20 protein-coding genes are annotated in these 19,603 nt (G+C 59.9%); 8 read left to right on the forward strand and 12 right to left on the reverse strand.

Annotation, left to right across the window (positions count from 1 at the left end; genetic code table 11):
• The first annotated feature begins 291 nt into the window (after positions 1-291).
• The 3 genes from NV64_RS15800 (at position 292) to NV64_RS15810 (ending at position 4,669) form a co-directional block, all read left to right on the forward strand.
• Positions 292-1,113, forward strand: coding sequence for an alpha/beta fold hydrolase (locus NV64_RS15800; protein WP_101506285.1), 822 nt, complete (start codon positions 292-294; stop codon positions 1,111-1,113).
• Between the two features lie 689 nt (positions 1,114-1,802).
• On the forward strand, positions 1,803-3,185 hold the full coding sequence (locus tag NV64_RS15805; protein ID WP_056241170.1) for a diaminobutyrate--2-oxoglutarate transaminase: 1,383 nt from the start codon (positions 1,803-1,805) through the stop codon (positions 3,183-3,185).
• A 14-nt stretch (positions 3,186-3,199) separates the two neighbouring features.
• Positions 3,200-4,669 (forward strand): aspartate aminotransferase family protein, encoded by a 1,470-nt coding sequence (locus NV64_RS15810; protein WP_101506286.1) that lies wholly within the window; start codon positions 3,200-3,202, stop codon positions 4,667-4,669.
• Between the two features lie 57 nt (positions 4,670-4,726).
• Here NV64_RS15810 and NV64_RS15815 read toward each other — a convergent pair whose 3' ends face one another.
• The 7 genes from NV64_RS15815 to NV64_RS15845 all read right to left on the reverse strand — a co-directional run bounded on the left by NV64_RS15815 (position 4,727) and on the right by NV64_RS15845 (position 9,399).
• Positions 4,727-5,035, reverse strand: a complete 309-nt coding sequence (locus NV64_RS15815; protein ID WP_101506287.1) for a CcdB family protein — start codon at positions 5,033-5,035, stop codon at positions 4,727-4,729.
• A 2-nt stretch (positions 5,036-5,037) separates the two neighbouring features.
• Positions 5,038-5,277, reverse strand: a complete 240-nt coding sequence (locus tag NV64_RS15820) for a type II toxin-antitoxin system CcdA family antitoxin (RefSeq protein WP_056240592.1) — start codon at positions 5,275-5,277, stop codon at positions 5,038-5,040.
• Positions 5,278-5,407: 130 nt separating this feature from the next.
• Positions 5,408-6,301 carry an alpha/beta hydrolase gene (locus NV64_RS15825; RefSeq protein ID WP_056240595.1) on the reverse strand — a complete coding sequence of 298 codons (894 nt, stop codon included), beginning with the start codon at positions 6,299-6,301 and terminating at the stop codon, positions 5,408-5,410.
• 263 nt (positions 6,302-6,564) lie between these two features.
• Positions 6,565-7,488: a substrate-binding domain-containing protein gene (locus NV64_RS15830; RefSeq protein WP_056240596.1), complete on the reverse strand. Its 924-nt coding sequence runs from the start codon at positions 7,486-7,488 to the stop codon at positions 6,565-6,567.
• A 625-nt stretch (positions 7,489-8,113) separates the two neighbouring features.
• The gene (locus NV64_RS15835; RefSeq protein WP_056240600.1) at positions 8,114-8,620 is read right to left on the reverse strand and encodes a TIGR00645 family protein; all 507 of its coding nucleotides are present in this window, start codon (positions 8,618-8,620) and stop codon (positions 8,114-8,116) included.
• A 201-nt stretch (positions 8,621-8,821) separates the two neighbouring features.
• Positions 8,822-9,052, reverse strand: coding sequence for a hypothetical protein (locus NV64_RS15840; protein ID WP_101506288.1), 231 nt, complete (start codon positions 9,050-9,052; stop codon positions 8,822-8,824).
• Positions 9,053-9,066: 14 nt separating this feature from the next.
• A complete protein-coding gene (locus NV64_RS15845) occupies positions 9,067-9,399 on the reverse strand; it encodes a helix-turn-helix domain-containing protein (RefSeq protein ID WP_056240607.1) in 333 nt (110 codons plus the stop codon).
• Between the two features lie 202 nt (positions 9,400-9,601).
• On the opposite strand from NV64_RS15845, the gene NV64_RS15850 reads away from it, so the two are divergent.
• Positions 9,602-10,552 (forward strand): LysR family transcriptional regulator, encoded by a 951-nt coding sequence (locus NV64_RS15850; RefSeq protein ID WP_072166447.1) that lies wholly within the window; start codon positions 9,602-9,604, stop codon positions 10,550-10,552.
• On the opposite strand, the gene NV64_RS15855 is transcribed toward NV64_RS15850, so the two are convergent.
• On the reverse strand, positions 10,515-11,414 hold the full coding sequence (locus NV64_RS15855; RefSeq protein ID WP_101506289.1) for a siderophore-interacting protein: 900 nt from the start codon (positions 11,412-11,414) through the stop codon (positions 10,515-10,517). The genes NV64_RS15850 and NV64_RS15855 overlap by 38 nt on opposite strands.
• Positions 11,415-11,606: 192 nt before the next feature.
• On the opposite strand from NV64_RS15855, the gene NV64_RS15860 reads away from it, so the two are divergent.
• Entirely contained in the window at positions 11,607-12,734 is a 1,128-nt protein-coding gene (locus NV64_RS15860; protein WP_101506290.1) for a GNAT family N-acetyltransferase, read from the forward strand.
• A 159-nt stretch (positions 12,735-12,893) separates the two neighbouring features.
• On the opposite strand, the gene NV64_RS15865 is transcribed toward NV64_RS15860, so the two are convergent.
• Positions 12,894-14,726 (reverse strand): ABC transporter ATP-binding protein, encoded by a 1,833-nt coding sequence (locus NV64_RS15865; protein ID WP_056240614.1) that lies wholly within the window; start codon positions 14,724-14,726, stop codon positions 12,894-12,896.
• Positions 14,727-14,902: 176 nt separating this feature from the next.
• Here NV64_RS15865 and NV64_RS15870 point away from each other — a divergent pair, with 176 nt between their 5' ends.
• The 3 genes from NV64_RS15870 (at position 14,903) to NV64_RS15880 (ending at position 17,956) form a co-directional block, all read left to right on the forward strand.
• Positions 14,903-15,811 carry a LysR family transcriptional regulator gene (locus NV64_RS15870; protein ID WP_101506291.1) on the forward strand — a complete coding sequence of 303 codons (909 nt, stop codon included), beginning with the start codon at positions 14,903-14,905 and terminating at the stop codon, positions 15,809-15,811.
• 359 nt (positions 15,812-16,170) lie between these two features.
• Positions 16,171-17,136 (forward strand): glutathione S-transferase family protein, encoded by a 966-nt coding sequence (locus NV64_RS15875; RefSeq protein WP_056240619.1) that lies wholly within the window; start codon positions 16,171-16,173, stop codon positions 17,134-17,136.
• 199 nt (positions 17,137-17,335) lie between these two features.
• Positions 17,336-17,956: an alpha/beta hydrolase gene (locus tag NV64_RS15880; RefSeq protein WP_056240621.1), complete on the forward strand. Its 621-nt coding sequence runs from the start codon at positions 17,336-17,338 to the stop codon at positions 17,954-17,956.
• A 28-nt stretch (positions 17,957-17,984) separates the two neighbouring features.
• Here NV64_RS15880 and NV64_RS23225 read toward each other — a convergent pair whose 3' ends face one another.
• From NV64_RS23225 to NV64_RS15890, 3 genes are all read right to left on the reverse strand, one after another.
• Positions 17,985-18,200 (reverse strand): hypothetical protein, encoded by a 216-nt coding sequence (locus NV64_RS23225; protein WP_056240624.1) that lies wholly within the window; start codon positions 18,198-18,200, stop codon positions 17,985-17,987.
• Positions 18,175-18,735, reverse strand: coding sequence for a hypothetical protein (locus NV64_RS15885; RefSeq protein WP_101506292.1), 561 nt, complete (start codon positions 18,733-18,735; stop codon positions 18,175-18,177). The genes NV64_RS23225 and NV64_RS15885 overlap by 26 nt, the downstream gene beginning before the upstream one ends.
• A 97-nt stretch (positions 18,736-18,832) precedes the next feature.
• Positions 18,833-19,603: ATP-binding protein (locus NV64_RS15890; RefSeq protein WP_233209001.1), on the reverse strand; the 771-nt coding region annotated here is incomplete at its 5' end.

The raw sequence follows: 19,603 nt of genomic DNA on the forward strand, positions 1-19,603 counted from the left end.
CAGTTCCTCTTAAATTTTTTCAGTTTTCACATTTCTGTGTGGGTTTGTTGCTGCTGGAAATAAGATTACGTCGGGTTTAAAAAACGGGATAGCGGAAAGAATTTGCTAAGTTGTTGAGTTTTTTTTGACACGGTTTTTTTGCGGTATATAGAAGAATTTATCCATAAAATTCATGGCGGTAAGTCGTTCGAAATTTTCTGACAACTCGTTAAAAATATCCCCTTTTCATTCTCAGTAAATTACGACTACGCTTTTAATCACACCACGTAATCCACCTTTTGAGGAATGAACATGAGCACCTACAACACGCAGGACGGCACGCAGATTTATTACAAAGACTGGGGCAAGGGTAAGCCGGTACTGTTCAGCCACGGCTGGCCGCTGGACGCCGATATGTGGGACAGCCAGCTGAATTTCCTCGCCGAAAACGGCTACCGGGTGATCGCCTTTGACCGTCGCGGCTTTGGCCGTTCTGAGCAGCCGTGGGAGGGTTACAACTACGATACCTTCGCCTCTGACATCAACGACCTGATTAACCATCTGGATCTGCAGGACGTGACGCTGGTGGGCTTCTCAATGGGCGGCGGCGACGTGTCGCGCTACGTTGGCCGTTACGGTTCGGCGCGGGTTCGCGGCCTGGTGCTGCTGGGCGCGGTGACGCCGGCCTTTGGTCAGGCATCGGGCTTTGCAGGCGGGGTGGATGGCTCGGTATTTGACGGGATCCGCGACGGTCTGCGCAAAGATCGTGCACAGTTTATCAGTGATTTTGCCACCCCATTCTACGGGCTGAATGCCGGGCAGACGGTGTCTGAAGGCGCGCTGACTCAGACGCTGAATATTGCGCTGCTGGCGTCGCTGAAGGGCACCATTGACTGTGTGACTGCCTTTGAGACCACCGATTTCCGTGGCGATCTGGCGAAGGTGGATGTGCCGACGCTGGTGATCCACGGTGATAATGATCAGGTGGTGCCGTTTGAGACCACCGGTAAGCTGGCGGCGCAGCAGATTAAGGGCGCGGCGCTGAAGGTGTATGAGAACGCGCCGCACGGCTTTGCGGTGACGCATCAGGATCGGCTGAACCAGGATCTGCTGGCGTTTCTGCAGACGTTGTAAGGGCTCGTTGTCTGGTTGATCGAGATTCACCGGGCCTGTCAGCGGGCGACCCTCCACGGGTTACCCCGCTCCGGGCTCATCCCACTGCCCTCCCGAAAAATTGACGGCCTGGTTGACTGGGTGTTTTTAAACGCCTGTGAGCTGGCATAAATTGGCTGTGGAGGCTTGCCGGGCGGCTTTTAATGCCGTTGGGGGGTGGATTATTAATATCATTACTGTTTTAGATGTATTTTGAACATTAGGCTTATCCTGCGTTTTTATTAAGGTTATATGGCGATAACCTTAAAGTTTACCTGCTGAATAGTAAGAAAGATCTTATCGCCGTTTTAAGGCAAATCTGCGCGGTAAAACGGCAGAGTCAGGATGAATTTTACATGACGACCCGCTGGGCGAAGTGGCCGGACCAGCGCAGGGGTAAACCCCCGCTGAGGCCGCGTCAGATATGAGGAAAACGCAGTTTTTTGTAAAAAAATCTTCCGCGTGAAAGCGGCCTTTTTTATGCGATCGCTCAATAAATCATCAGCCTGGCGTCACCCCGGGCAATGCATTAACAACGTTGAACAAAATAAATTATTGAGGTCAGAACTAAAAAGCCATATATTGGCCGCGTTTTTTAGCCGATGAGCTTCATTTTTATTCATTTAATCAATTGCGGCGTGTTGAGCACGCTCGGTTGTAGGAGAGATATGATGACGGATAAAGTCCGTATTGATAGTTTGAATGTGAATTCTGTAGAGGGAAACAACGCGACCTTTTTAGCCAGACAGGCTGAATTTGAGTCGAATGTGAGGAGCTATCCGCGTAAGTTGCCGTTTGCAATTGCGAAAGCTCAGGGCGCGTGGATTACCGATGTTGAAGGTAATCAGTATCTTGACTGCCTGGCCGGTGCGGGAACGCTGGCGCTTGGACACAACCATCCTGATGTTCTGCAAAGCATCCAAAATGTCATTACCAGCGGCTTGCCGTTACATACTCTTGACCTGACCACGCCACTGAAGGACCAGTTCTCTGAGTATCTGCTCTCGTTACTACCTGGAGCCGGTAAAGAGTACTGCCTGCAGTTCACCGGTCCTTCCGGCGCTGACGCCGTGGAAGCCGCGCTGAAGCTGGCGAAAAAAGTGACCGGCCGTGCCGGCGTGATCAGCTTCTCCGGCGGCTACCACGGTATGACTCACGGCGCACTGTCCGTGACCGGTAACCTGTCGCCGAAAGAAGCGGTAGACGGCATGATGCCGGAAGTGCAGTTTATGCCTTACCCGCACCTGTACCGCTGCCCGCTGGGTATCGGCGGTGAGGCTGGCGTGAAAGCGCTGACTTACTACTTCGAAAACCTGATCAACGACGTTGAGAGCGGCGTGCGCAAACCTGCGGCGGTGATTCTGGAAGCCGTTCAGGGTGAAGGCGGCGTGAACCCGGCGCCGGCCGAGTGGCTGCAGCGCATCCGTAAGGTGACCGAAGAGCACGGCATTCTGCTGATCATCGACGAAGTGCAGGCGGGCTTTGCCCGTACCGGTAAGTTCTTCGCCTTTGAACACGCCGGCATTCAGCCGGACATCATCGTGATGTCAAAAGCCGTTGGTGGCGGTCTGCCGCTGGCCGTGCTGGGTATTAAGAAGCAGTTCGACGCCTGGTCACCTGGCCACCACACCGGCACCTTCCGTGGCAACCAGCTGGCGATGGCCACCGGCCTGACCACGCTGAAGCTGCTGAAAGAGCACAATATTGCTGACAGCGTTGCCGAGAAAGGCGAATGGCTGAAGGGCAAACTGGGCGAGCTGCAGAAGCGCTACCCGGCGATCGGCCACGTGCGCGGTCTGGGCCTGATGCTCGGCATTGAGTTCGTTAAGCCGCAGGAAGCACAGGATCAGCTGGGTTGCTACCCGGCGGACGGCGATCTGTCTGCGCTGATTCAGAAAAAATGCTTCGAAAACGGTCTGATTCTGGAGCGTGGTGGTCGTCACGGTGCGGTACTGCGCCTGTTGCCATCCCTGCTGATCAGCAAAGAAGACCTGGGCGTGTTCCTGGATAAATTTGAACAGGCGATGTTAGCCGCTGGTGTAAAACCAGTCTGAGTGGAGTGAAGTTGATGTCCCGGACAAATCCAATTCTGGCGGCCTCCGCCGAGAGCACCGAGGCCTACCAGCAGGCGATTGCCCAGACCAGCGCGGCCGTGGTGCAGTGGCTGCAGCAGCCTGAGATGTATCAGGGTAAATCTGTTGCCGAGCTGCGCGAGCGCATTCAGCTTGATTTTAACGCTCAGGGCCTGGGTAACCAGGCCGCTATCGAGCGCGCGATTGAGTACTTCCTGAAGGACAGCCTGTCGGTGCACCACCCGCAGTGCGTGGCGCACCTGCACTGCCCGAGCCTGGTGATCAGCCAGGCCGCGGAAGTGTTGATCAACGCCACCAACCAGAGCATGGACTCATGGGACCAGAGCCCGTCAGCCACCATTATGGAAGTGAAGCTGATTGAGTGGCTGCGCACCCGCGTCGGTTACCAGGCCGGCGATGCCGGCGTGTTCACCAGCGGCGGCACCCAGAGCAACCTGATGGGCCTGATGCTGGCGCGTGACGCCTTCTTCGCCCGCCAGGGGCACTCGATCCAGCAGCATGGCCTGACCGGCGATCTGCGTAAGATTAAGGTGCTGTGCTCGGAAAACGCCCACTTCTCGGTGCAGAAAAACATGGCGCTGATGGGCCTCGGCTATCAGTCCGTGACCCTGGTGAAAACCGACGAATTCGCGCGGATGGACATCAACGATCTGCGTGAGAAAGTGGCGCAGGCGCAGGCCAACGGCGAGCAGATCCTGGCGATCGTCGCCACCGCCGGTACCACCGACGCCGGTGCGATCGACCCGCTGCGTGAAATTGCTCAGCTTGCGGCTGAACAGCAGATCTGGGTACACGTTGATGCGGCCTGGGGCGGCGCGCTGCTGATGTCTGAGCAGTATCGTCACTACCTGGACGGCATCGAGCTGGTGGATTCCATTACCCTGGACTTCCACAAGCAGTACTTCCAGACCATCAGCTGCGGTGCCTTCCTGCTGAAGGAAGCGCGCCACTACGAGCTGATGCGCTACCAGGCGGCTTACCTGAACTCTGAGTTCGACGAAGCAGCCGGCGTACCGAACCTGGTCTCCAAATCGCTGCAGACCACCCGCCGCTTCGACGCACTGAAGCTGTGGATGGGCCTGGAAGCGCTGGGTCAGCAGCAGTACGCGGCGATCATCGATCACGGCGTTACCCTGGCACAGCAGGTGGCGGGCTACGTCACTGAGCAGCCGGAGCTGGAGCTGGTGATGAAGCCGCAGCTGGCCAGCGTGCTGTTCCGCTTCCGTCCTGCGGCACTGGCGAACGCCAGCGACGCGGATATCGCGCTGCTGAACCAGAAGATCGGTGACAAGCTGCTGGAATCCGGCCGCGCCAACGTCGGCGTGACGGAAGCCAACGGCATCACCTGTCTGAAGGTGACGCTGCTCAACCCAACCGTGACCCTGCAGGACATCATTAAGCTGCTGGATCTGGTTGAGCTGACCGGGAATGAGCTGCTGGCGTAATCGCCCTGCTGCTACGCCTGAAAAAGCCGGTAACTCTGTTACCGGCTTTTTTATTGCTTAAAATCCGTCCAGAAGAAAATCAATCGCGGCTTTGATCTCATCGCGCTGCGCAGCCAGAATGGTGATCTCTTCACCCAGCATACTGCTGAGCACGCTGGCCATCTGATGCGTCATAACCAGATACTCTTTCCCTTCTATCTTCACGACCGGGCACAGCCTCACTGGCTGAGTTCCCTTAAAGCGATCGCGGGGGAAAAGCGGTATGACCAGGCGGGTATTCAGCTGGCCGATAATGTCGCTCTGTACGTCAAGCAGCCAGGGGTGGCTTTGCGATCCAGACTGGTTACGATAGACCCGGTACTGCATGATTAAAAGGCCCGGTAGCGATCGGACAACAGACCATTCTCTTCGGTAATCCGGTTGAGTTCATCTAGTCCCTGCTGATTTTCCTGCTGCCAGCGTCTGGCAGCCGTGGCGCGCAGCTCACTGAGTAAAGCAGTTGCCAGGGTGGCAGAGAGATTAATGCCTGCCCGGCGGGCCTCATCATAGAGGGCGGGATCGAGCGTCACGCTAACGGTTTTTTTCTGAGTTGCGGATGATGTGGACATAATTACCCCTGCAGTGAACACGTGTCATGACAAGGGTAATAGCATACAAAAATTAATCATCTGCGTACGAATTTTAATCTTCCGCTGCGGTCCCCCCCTCGCAGATTCTCACAGACGAGTTAACCGCCAGCTACCGTGCCGCCAGCCACACCGCATAGGCTTCATCCCAGATCGCCGCCGGGGTGCCGGCTTTGCCAAGGCCGAAGCCGTGGCCGCCGCGCGACAGCTGGATCTGCTGCACCGGCACGCCGACGCGGCGACAGGTCTCGGTCATGATCACGCTGTTTTCCGGGTCTGAGGTCGGGTCATCTTCCGCCTGGGCGATAAACAGCGGCGGATAGGCGCGGGTCACGTAGTTTTGTACCGACCAGCTGGCCTCTTCTGCCGCCGTGGGATGATTACCGACCATCATCAGGTGGGTATTGGTGTGGGTATAGGGTGGTTCCAGGGTGATCACCGGGTAGATTAGCCCCACGCTGTCGGCCTTTGGCACGATCTCGTCGATGCTATCCTGCGGCGCGTAGGTGGCAAAATCCGGCCGCGCCGCCGCCATCCCCAGCAGGTGCCCACCCGCCGAAAAGCCCAGCAGATGCACGCTGTTCTCCATCGAGCGCACCAGACGAATCGCCCGCTGGGCGTCCTGCAGCGCCACGCGGTTGCCATCCTGCCAGTGCTCCCCCGGCAGCCGGTAACTGAGCACGTAAGCCGTGTAGCCTTTGCTGTTCAGCCAGCGCGCCACCGGCCAGCCTTCGCGACCCATGCCGATCCAGCGGTAGCCGCCACCGGCGGCGATCAGCACCGCTTTACCGTTAGGCTGCTCAGGCAGAAAGCGCTGGATACCGGGGCTGACAATATTCGACCAGGAACCGTTAGATGAAATACGCAGCGCGCCGCTTGGCCCACCACCGCCGGGAGGTTCGTCCGGCCACAGCGGGAAAAAGTCCTGCCGTGCAAACAGATTGTCGGTGCTCATTGCCAGCAAAAATGCGCCGGAGCCCATTAACAGGCGGCGGCGGCTAATCATGGATCATGTCCGGTTTCTCAGGAGTAGGCAGAATCTGGTTACTGAGCGCCTGGGCGGCGGATCTCAGCGGCGAAATAGTATGCACATTGCCAGAGAAATGCTACAGGAGTCACAGTTTTATTATGCCTTAGCAAAATAAATTTGAAGAAAATGCACAACAGACTAGCGGAATGGAGGGCGGGTAGCCTGAGCGGAGAAAAAGTCGGCGGCGGCGGGCAGAGGCAGAAGGGCTGCGGGCCCCGATCGCAGGGCCCGCGGGGCAATTACTTCGCGTTTTGCGTCGCGTACTGCGCAACGTTCTCTTTGGTGATCACCTGATAGGGGATCCACATAAAGCGATCTTTACTGGTGCCGTCGATCACCTGTTTCACCATGGTCACCGCGCCTCTGCCCTGCCCGGCCGCGTCCTGGAAGACGGTCAGCGCCAGCCGGCCGTTTTTAATAAACTGCAGCGCGTCCGGGGTGCCGTCGATGCCGGCCACCAGCACGTCTTTTCTGCCGCTCTGGTTGAGCGCCATAATCGCGCCGATTGCCATCTCATCGTTGTTGGCGGCAATCGCGTCGATCTTATTGCCGGAGAGCAGCCAGCCGGAGGTCACATCGACCGCTTCATTACGCATCCACTGGGCGGACTGCTTCTCGACCACCTTCATATCCTTATATTTGGCGATCACCTCTTCGGTGGCTTTGGTGCGCTGGCGCGCCTCTTCCGCCGACAGCGCGCCCATCAGGATCGCCACGTTGCCTTTGTAGTTCATGCGTTTGGCCAGCGCTTCCATCTCCATGCGCCCGCCGAGCAGTGAATCTGAACCGACATAGCCCATTTTGCCGGTCAGCTCCACTTCCGGCTTACGGTTGACGAAAATCAGCGGGATACTGGCTTTGCTGGCCGCATCCATCATGCGCTTCACGCCCTGGGTATCCACCGGGTTAAGGATAATCGCATCGACGCCCTGGTTAATAAAGTTCTCCACCTGCTGCACCTGAACCGCCACGTCGCCCTTGGCGTCTTCAAACTGCCCCTGAATCTGCTCTTTTTTCATCTCCTCCGCCATCTGCGTGCGCAGAATGGAGATAAAGTTAAGGTCAAAGTTGGCCAGCGCCACGCCAACGCGCAGATCTTTCGCCTGGGTAGCGGGCGCCAGCGACAGCGCTAAAATTAACAGTCCGGCTTTTTTTGTGTTCATCGCGTTAATCCTGTAGGTATAGGTAAGTTATTATTTTATAAGGTGATAATAGGAAAATGGCCTGCAGATAACGGCCGGTAAGGCGTTGTAAAAAAGCGGCCAGGGCTGACCGCACTGAGATTTACTGCTGAAAATGCGCTGTTCAGACCGGGCACTACCGCTGCCCTCAGATGCCCGGCCTTCTGACGCAATACCCCCAACTCTTCATTACCCGTTGCCGGCGCTTAGCGATCGCCTGCCGCGGGATAAATCGTCGTACTGATGACATAGCAAAGGCTGTGCCAGGCGGCAGATCCCCGCAGGCCGCCGCTCTTACCGCCTCTTGCGCTCGAAAAATGAACATAAAAAGAACATGTCAACTTAACATGTCTATAAAATGGACACTCCGGACGGTGGGCAATGCGAATGTTGCAGATAACCCGGGCAGGGGGATTCGGGCCGGGTGTGGCGGTCAGCGGCGGCGGCCTGATGTCGGTGATGCCCGCGTCGGGCGGTATAACAGACTGAAAAGCTATGATCTGAGCGCCGGCACCTTCTGCGGTTAAGTCCGGCCCGGCGCGCGGCTTTCTGGCGGGAAATGCAAACGGGGAGCTGAAATCAGCTCCCCGTTTTGTCTGCTGCCACCTTAGTTGAGCGGCGTTTTATCTTTCTTCGACAGGCTGTCCAGCCAGCCCATCACAAACGCCGACAGCACAAAGGTCAGGTGAATAATCACGTACCACAGTAGCTTGTTATCCGGAATATTGCGCGCGTCCATAAACACCCGCAGCAGGTGAATCGACGAGATGGCGACGATCGAGGCGGCCACCTTGTTTTTCAGCGAGCCGGAGTCCATTTTGCCCAGCCAGCTGAGCTTCTCCTTATGCTCGGCGATATCCAGCTTGGAGACGAAGTTCTCGTAGCCGGAAAGCATCACCATCACCAGCAGCCCGCCGACCAGCGTCAGATCGATCATCGAAAGCAGCACCAGCACCAGATCGTTTTCCGCAATGCTCAACACGTTCGGCAGCAGATGGAAAACCTCCTGGAAAAACTTAATGGCCAGCGCCAGCAGCCCGATCGACAACCCAAGGTAGATCGGCGCCAGCAGCCAGCGCGAGGAGTAAATGAGATTTTCGACGAAACGTTCCATAGCATCCAGTTCACAGTTAAACAGGCGCGCATTATAACCGATCGCCGATGAACTTTTGCAGAAGGTGCGGGATGGCGGGGCAGAATTTAACGGTCTTCAACACAGGCGTTCAGAATGGAAGTTTGATTGCTGCCGCTCAGGCGGTGACGGTTACCCGACATCTGCCATTCTAACTGCGCTCAGCCCAGCCCCATGTACCCGTCACTTTCCGATCGCTTTCCCCTGCGGTTCCTGCTCCAACGGCAGCACATGATTCACCTGGCGCATCGCCTTCTGCCGCTGCTGCTCGTAGCCCCACGGGCTGCTGCTGCGTTCATCTGTTGCCGTCTGGCTGACAGGATGCGCCGGGCTGACGGCGGCCTGCACGTTTTGCGCAACGCTGGTGCCGCATAGCGTGGTGAGCAGTAGGGCGAATTGGGCGATCTTTGGCATAACGGCCTCCGGCCTCAGTGATACTGACGGTGCTGAATACGGTAGTCGCGCGGGGTGATATTGAAATGCTTTTTAAACACCCGCTGGAAGCACTGCTGGGATGAGAAACCGAGATCCATCGAGATGGTCATAATACTTTTGGTCGAATCGATCAGGCACTGCGCGGCCTGCTCAAGGCGGCGGCTGCGAATAAAGGTCGCCAGGGTAATACCGCGCTGCTCTTTAAACGCGCGCTGCAGGTGCCATTTCGAGTAGCCGGACTTCGCCGCCACCGCCTCAATGTTCAGACCTTCCTCTAAATGCTGATCGATCCAGTCGACGATCACGTCCACGATTTCATTCTTCATTGTTGACTCTCCGCGATGACGGGCGTTGGCCGCCCCACTCCAAACCTAAAAGAAAGGATGATTATTGTTATGATTTTATTGAATTTATTGGGATATGAAAAAAATTGCAGAACATATCAAAAATTTATGGAAGGCATGGTATGCCCGCGCTTAAAATAGTTCAAATAGATAAAATAAATCTGTAACAATAGACAGGGGCTATATGTCTGCCAATATGGATCTGAACCTGGTGCGGGTATTTATCGCCATTTATGAAACGCAGAGCGTCAGCGCCGCCGCCGACCGCCTGTTTATCACCCAGCCCTCGGCCAGCTACGCGCTGGCACGGCTGCGGGCTGAGACCGGAAATGAGCTGTTTAAGCGCAGCCGTAAAGGCATGCTGCCCACCTCCACCGCCAGCCAGCTTTACCGGGTCTTTAAGGGGGCGCTGAGCGGCATTGAAAAGGCGGTGGCCGAAACCCGCAGCTTCTCTCCGGAAACATCCTCTCACAAATTCCGCCTCGCCCTCTCCGACCTCGGCGAGCTGCTGCTGCTGCCGCGGCTGGTGAAACACCTGCGTGAGGTGGCACCAAACGTGCGGCTGGAGGTAATACCGATTGAGATGCAGAAGCTGAACGAGTGGCTGCTGACCGGCAAGGTCGACGCGGCGCTGTGCAGCCGCAACGAGAACATTACCCTGGCACAGCGTGACCGGATTATGGATGAGCGCTACGTCTGCCTGCTGAACTGCCGCCATCCGCGCATCGGCGGCGAGATGACGCTGGAGCAGTATCTGGCCGAGCAGCATATTCTGGTGTCGGCCATCAGCGGCCATCAGTTGGTGGAAGAGCGGATCAGGGAGTATGGCGTGGAACGGAATATCGCGCTGGAGGTGCCGCACTTTGCGGCGCTGGGCGAGCTGATCGCCGCCAGCCATCTGCTGGCGACGCTGCCCTCCAGCGCGGCGGCGATCTACGCCGCACGCGGCAACGGCCGCATCGTCGAGCTGCCGTTCCAGGTTCCTAACCTGGAAGTGTGCCTGTACGGCCATACCGAAATTGGCGACATCACCGCCAAAAGCTGGTTCTACAATACGTTAAAGACCGCCTGCCCGCTGATTATGGATCGCAGCAACGTTACTTACGGCGCGGCCCCTGGCTCCAGTAGGCCATAAAGCTGATGGTCTCCTGCGCCAGCCCGCGCTCACCGATCAGGTAGCGGCGCAGATGCTTCACCGCGCTGGATTCGGCGGCCACCCAGCCGTGGAAGAGGCGGTTATCGCTGGCTGCGCGATCCCACAGCAGTTCGCCTTCGCCCTCTTCATGCACGTCCTGGCACACCTGCGCCTGCTCCGGCAGCCTGACGTGCTCTTTCACCGCCGCCAGCAGCGCTTCACCGTAGCGCAGCTCGCCGTGCTCGCGTGCCAGCCAGTGGGCCTCAACGAACGGGTACTCGCTGAGATCCAGCCAGTCACCGCGCGCCGGCATCTCAACAAACAGCTGCACCTGCGGCGGCTGCGGCCAGCCTGCCAGCTGTTCGATAATCGCTTTGGCGGCCGGTAAGGCGGTTTCATCCGCCACCACCAGCGCCTGCTGCACCTGCGGGTGCGGTGCCCACTCATAGCCGCCGCTGTCGGCCTCGTGGGCGCGGTTTGGCGCGGCGATTTGCAAGCTGTCGCCCGGTTGTGCGCCCAGCGCCCAGGCAGAGGCCGGGCCTTCGGTGCCGTGCATCACGAACTCCACGTCGATCTCACCGGCTTCGGCGTTAACGTTGCGCAGGGTGTAGGTGCGCAGGATCGGGCGATCTTCCGTCGGCATGGCGCAGACCCGCTCCCACCAGTGCACCTCTTCGTTAATCAGCCGGGAGGGTTTGCCGCTCAGCGACGGCAGCAGCAGCTTAATACGCTGGTCCGGCGCGTCGATTTTTATCTGCCGTAACTCTTCACCGCTGAACGTACAGCAGAGCATCGACGGAGAGAGTTCCCGTTTACGCGCCAGAACCACGTTAAATAAGCGATACGCCTGTACTGCTGCCATACATCACCTCTGAGACCGGAAAACGTCGCGCGAAGCACCGCGCAGGTAAGGGCAGCAAGGATAGCAAACACAAATGATAATGAGAATGAGTAATGATTCAGTGCGAGCCACCAGAAATACACAGAAGCATTGATCGCGGCGACAAAAGCGGTCAACGTAGGGGCTCTGCTGCCGCCAACCCGGAGTTCACCGATGTCGCTAACCCTTCTGACGCAGCTGGCCGATCTCCCGGCCAGTCAGTGGGACGCCCTGCTGCCCGACGATCAGCCCTTTATGCGCCACGCCTTTTTATCCAGCCTGGAAGAGAGCGGCTCGGTCAGCGCCGCCACCGGCTGGCAGCCGCAGCATCTGCTGTGGATCGAGGAGGGTCGCCCGCTGGCGGCGCTGCCCGGCTATATAAAAAGCCACTCGATGGGCGAATACGTTTTCGATCACGCGTGGGCCGACGCCTGCCAGCGGGCGGGCATCCCCTATTACCCGAAATGGCTGTCTGCGGTGCCGCTCAGCCCGGTGAGCGGCGCGCGGCTGGTAGGGGATGCGGCGGCGGGCGGGCGGCTGTTACAGGCGCTGCCCGGTTTTCTGGCACAGCAGCAGCTGTACAGCGGCCATATCAACTTCAGCGATGCCCGGCTGGCCGCAGAGCTGGCAGCAGACCCGCGCTGGCTGCCGCGCCTCGGCTGTCAGTATCACTGGCACAACCGCGGCTACCGCGATTTTCAGGACTTTCTTGATACGCTGACCTCGCGCAAGCGCAAGCAGCTGCGCAAGGAGCGTGAAGGAGTGGCAAAACAGGGCTTCAGCTTTGACTGGTATCAGGGCCATGAGCTGAATGAGGCGCAGTGGGACTTCGTTTACGCCTGCTACGCCAGCACCTACCGGGTGCGCGGCCGTCAGCCCTACCTGACCCGCGCCTTCTTCAGCCTGCTGGCGGAGCGGATGCCCGCCGCGATCCGCGTGGTGATGGCCCGCCAGGACGGGCAGCCGGTGGCGATGGCCTTCAGCCTGGTCGACGGCCAGACCTTCTACGGCCGCTACTGGGGCTGCCTGGCGGAGTTTAACCACCTGCACTTTGAAACCTGTTTCTATCAGGGAATGGAGTACGCGATTGCCCACGGGCTGCAGCGCTTTGACGCCGGAGCCCAGGGCGAACACAAGCTGATCCGCGGCTTTGAGCCGGTGCTTACCGACTCCTGGCACCTGCTGCGTCACCCCGGCCTGCAGGATGCGGTGGCGGACTTTCTGCAGCAGGAGCGTGACGGCGTGCGCGCCTGGGCAGAAGAGGCGCGGGAAGCGCTGCCTTACCGACAGACCCACGAGTAACGACCTGCTGCCGGCCCCTGTGTACGGCAGGCAGCCACCGGTGCCGCAGGCGGGAAACCCAGGCCTCTGCCCGCTGTCGCCGGATAACGGCAGCGGACCGCCATTAACGCCCTGTCCGGGGCGCCTTACGGGCGCGCCCTTAATCCCGCTGGCGGTGGCTTACTGCTCGCCAACAAACCCACCCGTCTGGTGCTGCCACAGCCGCGCATATAGCCCGCCCTGCGCCAGCAGTTCCGCGTGGCTGCCAATCTCGACGATGCGCCCCTGTTCCAGCACCACCAGCCGGTCCATCCGCGCAATGGTCGACAGCCGGTGGGCGATGGCGATCACCGTTTTATCGCCCATCAGCGTCTCCAGGCTCTCCTGGATCGCCGCCTCCACTTCCGAATCCAGCGCCGAGGTGGCCTCATCCATAATCAGGATCGGCGCATCCTTCAGCAGCACGCGGGCGATAGCGATGCGCTGGCGCTGGCCGCCGGAAAGCTTGACGCCGCGTTCGCCGACGTGGGCATCCAGCCCGCTGCGCCCCTGCGGATCGGCCAGCAGCGGGATAAACTCGTCGGCCTTCGCCTGATGAATAGCGCGCGTCAGTTCGGCTTCGCTGGCGTCCGGGCGGCCGTAGAGCAGGTTATCGCGGATGGAGCGGTGCAGCAGCGAGGTGTCCTGGGTGATCATACCAATCTGCGCGCGCAGGCTCTGCTGGCTGACGTCGGCAATGTCCTGGCCGTCGATCAGAATGCGCCCGCCGTTGAGGTCATACAGCCTTAGCAGCAGGTTGACCAGCGTCGATTTACCGGCGCCGGACGGGCCAATCAGGCCGATCTTCTCACCGGGGCGGATGGTCAGCTGCAGGCCGTCGATCACCCGGCGCTCGCCACCGTAGTTAAAGCGGATGGCGTCGAAGTGAATTTCACCGCGCGGCACGCGCAGCGCAGCGGACTGCGGCGTATCCTGCACGCTGACCGGCTGCGCGATGGTCTTCAGCCCGTCCTGCACCATGCCGATATTTTCAAAGATGCCGTTAACCACCCACATGATCCAGCCGGACATATTGACGATGCGAATAACCAGCCCGGTGGCCAGCGCAATGGCACCGACGCTGATCAGCGACTGGCTCCACAGCCACAGCGCCAGCCCGGTGGTGCTGACCATCAGCAGGCCGTTCAGCGTGGTCACTACCACGTCCATGCCGGTCACCATGCGCCCCTGATGACGGGTTTTTTCGGTCAGGTCGTCGATCGCCTCGCGGGCGTAACGGCTTTCCAGGTCGCCGTGGGCGAACAGCTTGAGGGTGGTGATATTGGTGTAGCCATCGACCACGTTGCCCATCAGCCGCGAACGGGAGTCGGACGAGGCCACCGAGCGCGCCTTGATGCGCGGCACAAAGTAGCGCAGGCACAGCACGTAGCCTGCGATCCACACCACCAGCGGCATCGCCAGCCGCCAGTCGGCCTCGGCAAACAGCACCAGCGTGGTCACCGCGTAGATCAGCACGTGCCACAGCGCGTCCACCGCCTGCACCGCCGAGTCGCGCAGCGCGCTGCCGGTCTGCATAATGCGCTGGGCGATGCGCCCGGCAAAGTCGTTCTGGAAAAAGCTGACGCTCTGCCGCAGCACGTAGCTGTGGTTCTGCCAGCGGATCATATTGGTCATGCCGGGGTTAATAGTCTGGTGCACCAGCAGGTCGTGCAGGCCGATAAACAGCGGCCGCAGCAGCATCGCCACCGCCGCCATCCACAGCAGCTCACCGCTGTGATCGCGAAAGAAACTGGCCGCGCCGCCGGCGTTTACCAGGTCGATAATCCGGCTGAGGTAGCGAAACAGCGCCACCTCAATCAGCGAGGCGATCAGGCCGATCACCAGCAGCACGGCAAAGCCCGGCCACACCTGGCGCAGATAGTAGAGATAAAAACGCCAGACGCCGTCCGGCGGCGTGGCGTCCGGGGCGGGGCGAAACACATCGATCATCCTTTCAATACGGCTGAACAGCATAAGGCAGGCTCACTTATCCGGCGGGAAACCTCCATCTTAGTCGATCGCGGTTTAAGACAGCCGTCACCTGGTGCGGTTGTTGATGAAAAGTGCTGCCGCCGGTGTCAGGTTTTGCTGCCGCCTGCCGCCAGGAACTGCTTTAATAGCCGGACATTAACGCGGCACGGGGGCAAGGGGTGGAACGACTGGAGTGCGATCGCATGTTTGTGGCGGTGCTGGAGCTGGGCAGCTTTGCCGCCGCCGCCGCCCGGCTGGGCACCAGCAGCGGCCAGGCCTCGAAGCTGGTCTCTAAACTGGAGCGCGAGCTGGGGGTGCAGCTGCTGAAGCGCAGCACCCGGGCGCTGGCGGCCACCGAGGTTGGCCAGGCCTATTTTGAACAGGTGAAAAATCTGCTCGACGAGTGGGACGCGCTCGATGCCTCGGTGCGGCTGGCGGCGGGCCGCCCGTCGGGACGGCTGAAGATCAGCGCGCCGGTCTCGTTCGGCAGCGGTCCGCTGGCCCCTGCGCTGATCGCCTTTGCCCGCGAGTTCCCGGAGATCGCACTGGATGTCAGTTTCTCCGACCGGCTGGTCAATATCGTGGATGAAGGCTTCGATGTCGCGATCCGCATTGGCAAACTCAGCGACAGTAGCCTGATTGCCCGCCGCCTCAGTGATATCCGTGTGGTCACCGCCGCCAGCGACGACTATCTGCGCCAGTACGGCACCCCGCTCAGCTGCCAGCAGCTGGCCGATCACCACTGCATTATCGACACCAACTTTCGCGATCCGAACAACTGGACATTCAGCGTCGGCGGCGAACCGATCAGCCAGCCGGTACGGGGTCGCCTGCACTTTTCCAGCGCCGAAGCCAGCCTGACAGCGGCGAAAAGCGGGCTGGGCATCGCCCTGCTACCCACCTTTATCGCTGCCCCGGCGCTGCGCAGCGGCACGATCCGTACCGTGCTGGCAGCGCATGAAGTGCCTCCGCTCGGTCTGTATGCCGTCTACCCGCCGGCACGCCACCTCGCCCACAAAGTGCGGGCGCTGATCGACTTTCTGGTCAGCCATTTTGCCGGGCAGCCGGAGTGGGATCGGGGCTGGTAACGGAGGCCCGGCAGCGCCATTCAGCCAGTCCAGGCCAGAGCAGAGCTGCCACGGGCAGATTTTCTCTACGGCCGCCCGAAGCGGGCCGGGGCGGCAACGGATGTCCGGCACCACCCTTCGTCAGAAAAGGAGCGCACCGGCTTATTCCTTCCATTCCGGAAGGAATGTTTGCCATTCCGGGCGGATAATCAACCCTGTGGGATCCGTGTACAGTCTGCCTTATCAACTTCCGACTTCCTCTGCACAGGCGACATCACATGACTGATAACCGTACCGCTCCCCTGGCCGCGCCGACTGGCGACGGTAAATACGCGCTGAAAGCCTCGCTGCCCGCCGCAAAACGCCTGTAAGGAGCCCCTATGCTGGTTAACGGTAAGTGGACCGCCGAATGGCACCCGGTGCAGGCCACCGATGAACAGGGCGGCTTTGTCCGCCAGATCTCCAGCTTCCGCCACTGGGTAACGCCGGACGGCGCACCCGGCCCGACCGGAGACGGCGGTTTTATCGCCGAAGCGGATCGTTATCACCTGTATGTCGCGCTGATCTGCCCGTGGGCCTCACGCACGCTGATTGCCCGCAAGCTGAAGGGGCTGGAGCCGCTGATTAGCGTCTCGGTGGTGGAGCCGCAGCTGACCGACGAAGGCTGGCACTTTGGCGACTTCCCCGGCGCGGACCGCGATACGCTGAACGGCGCAGAGTACCTGCACCAGCTCTATACGCGCGCCGACGGCGGCTTTACCGGCCGCGCCACCGTGCCGGTGCTGTGGGATAAAAAAACCGGCACCATCGTCAGCAACGAGTCAGCGGATATCGTGCGTATGCTCAACAGCGGCTTCGGTACCCTGGCTGATAACAGCCTCGATCTCTACCCGGCCGCGCTGCGCGGGCAGATTGACGCGCTGAACGCGCAGGTCTACCCACGGCTGAATAACGGCGTATACCGCGCCGGTTTTGCCACCACGGCTGAAAGCTACCGCGAGGCATATCATGACGTGTTCGCTATGCTTGATGAGCTGGAAACACGGCTGACCGACGGCGGCCCGTGGCTGTTCGGCAACGCGCTAACAGAAGCCGATATCCGCCTGTTTGTCACGCTGATTCGCTTTGACGCCGCCTACCACGGTCTGTTTAAGTGCAACCAGCGCCAGCTGCGCGACTTCCCGGCGCTGAACGGCTATCTGCTGCGGATGCTGGAACTGCCCGGCGTGCGTGAGACGGTGAGCATCGCCCATATCAAGGCGGGCTACTACTCGATCAAAGCGCTGAACCCCAACGGCATCGTGCCGGTGGGACCGGATATGCGCGCTTACGGCTTTCAGGATTAACGTGGCTTAAGACGTCAGTTTATGACGGTAGCAAGGGTGTCGGGAGCCAGTGACCGGCTGGTGATAAAGGTGTTTCTTTAACAGCCGCGCCCCACTGCTGGCCTCTTTCGGCCGTGCCAGGCTGACTGGCTGACTGGCTGACTGGCTGACTGGCTGACTGGCTGACTGGCTGACGATTTATGACTTAAGGAACAGGATAATGACAGACGGATTAGTGATTTTGCTGCACGGCGTGGGCAGCAGCGGCGACGATCTCGCCGGGCTTGGCGCGCACTGGGCGCAGACGCTGCCGGGGCTGCGCTTCGCCAGCCCCGATGCGCCCCACCATTTTGAGCACGGCGCGGGCTGGCAGTGGTTCAGCCTGGCGGGGGTCACGCCGGAAAACCGTCCGGCGCGGGTCGCCGCCGCCCGCGAGGCGTTTGACGCGACGATCGCGGCGATCCTCGAACAGCATCAGATGCAGGATCGTCTCGATCGCGTGGTGCTGGTTGGTTTCTCACAGGGATCGATTATGGCGCTCGACGCGCTGGTCAGCGGCCGCTGGCCGGTCGGTGGTATCGTTGCCTTCTCCGGACGGCTCTCCTCACCGCTGCCGCATACGCCGCCGTTAACAACGCCGGTACTGCTGATCCACGGCAGCGCGGACGGGGTGATCCCGCAGGCGGAAAGTGAAGCGGCGGTTGATAAGCTGAGCGCGCTGGGCGTACAGGTCAGCAGCCAGTTTGAGCCGGGGGTCGGGCATACCATTTCGGCGCAGGGCGCGAGACGGGCCGGGGAGTATATTGCCGAAGTACTGGAGATGGGCGCAGAACGGGTTTAGCTCACTGCAGCTGGCAACTTCTGTAAGTTTATCCCGCAGCCTTTCTTCTCTGCCGGGCTCTCTTTATTGCAGCTTCTTCGGCAAGCAGAGAGGCCGGTACCGGTCTGCCTTTAAACATCACGTATTCACCTGACGCGAGTTTTTCTTTTGCCGTGACTTCGGCTGCGTGTTTCAGCCGGCGATCCAGCCAGGCACAAAACGCTTCCATATCTATCGTGTCAGTAGTATCTGGTGATAATGGCATATCCTCTCCTTACCTGGCCTGTCTGGTTCAGCGTGACTATTCCCGGAATAAATTTTTGTCTGCTTTCTGGCTGTTTCCTGCAACCCAGCGCTCTGTCATAAAGTTTGACCAATTCAGGGCGCGCAGCATACCAGCAGTATAGTCCTGCCTTGGTCACGTTGTAATGGTCATAAACTGCGCAGGAAATCGCCGCGAACAGGTCTTTTCTGGCACGCTGCGTCAGCTGAACGCGCCTGAATTCCTGGCCCGCTCCTGACAGGTTAAAACTCACAACCCACCCGCCGCTCCCGGAAACGACCAGCTTTCTTCCATGATAAAGAATCGGGCCACCCGTTATCCCGTCCAGCAGCGACTGACCGGTAATACGCAGCAGACCGAGGGTATAGCGAAATCCCTCCCCGGAACTGCCAACCCAGAAATCACGAGAGATGTATTCGCCGGTTGCGGTGCTGCTTACTGATGCATGAGGATCGAACTCATCAACCACCTCAGACTCAGTACGGTCGGTAAAATCATGCCATTCCCAGTGATGCACAATAAGCTCCTGCTCCGTGGATTGCGTATCACTATTTACTCACTCCTCCCGCCGGTGACAATCCTGTTTCAGGCCGAAATTTCCATCCTGCGTACTGCTACGCATAATCCGCAATCGCCGGCGGTTCGCTCAGCGGCAGAGTAATGAGAAACCGCGCCCCGCCCTCTGGCCGGTTCTCCGTGCGGACCTCGCCGTCGTGCAGGGTGACGATCGCCTGGCAGATCGCTAAGCCCAGGCCGACCCCCGGCACCGCTGACTCTTTATCCCCGCGTGAGAACTTTTCAAAAATCATCCGCTGCTGGCCGTCGGCAATGCCCGGCCCGCTGTCCCACACCTCCAGCTGCAGCTGCTGCGGCACGGGCTGCGTGGCGCGAATACCGATCGTCGCCCCTGTTCCGGCATACTTCAGCGCGTTTTCCAGCAGGTTGACCAGCACCCGCTCCATCAGCGGGCCGTCCACCTCAATCAGCAGCATCTCTGGCGGCAGATCGAGGAGGATGTCGGCGCTGCCCGGTGCCGGAGCCAGCTGGCGCAGGGCGCTGCCGATCAGCTCGTCCAGCGCCATCCATTCGCGCTGCAGCAGGATGCCGCCGGACTGCAGCCGCGCCATATCCAGCAGGTTATTCACCAGCCGCACGGTGTTCAGCGCCTGGGCGCGCAGCGCGCTGGCCTGCGGCGCGTACGGCGAACCTTCGCTGGCCAGATCCAGCGTCAGGATCTCCGCCTGGCCGAACAGCACGGTCAGCGGGGTGCGCAGATCGTGCGACAGCGCCGCCAGCAGCGCGTTGCGCAGCTGTTCGCGCTCCGCTGCCAGCCGCGAGGCCGCCTCGCGCTGGCCGAGGGCGATGCGGTCCAGCGCGTTGGCGGC

The sequence above is a fragment of the Erwinia sp. B116 genome (assembly GCF_002865965.1).
Classification (GTDB): domain Bacteria; phylum Pseudomonadota; class Gammaproteobacteria; order Enterobacterales; family Enterobacteriaceae; genus Erwinia.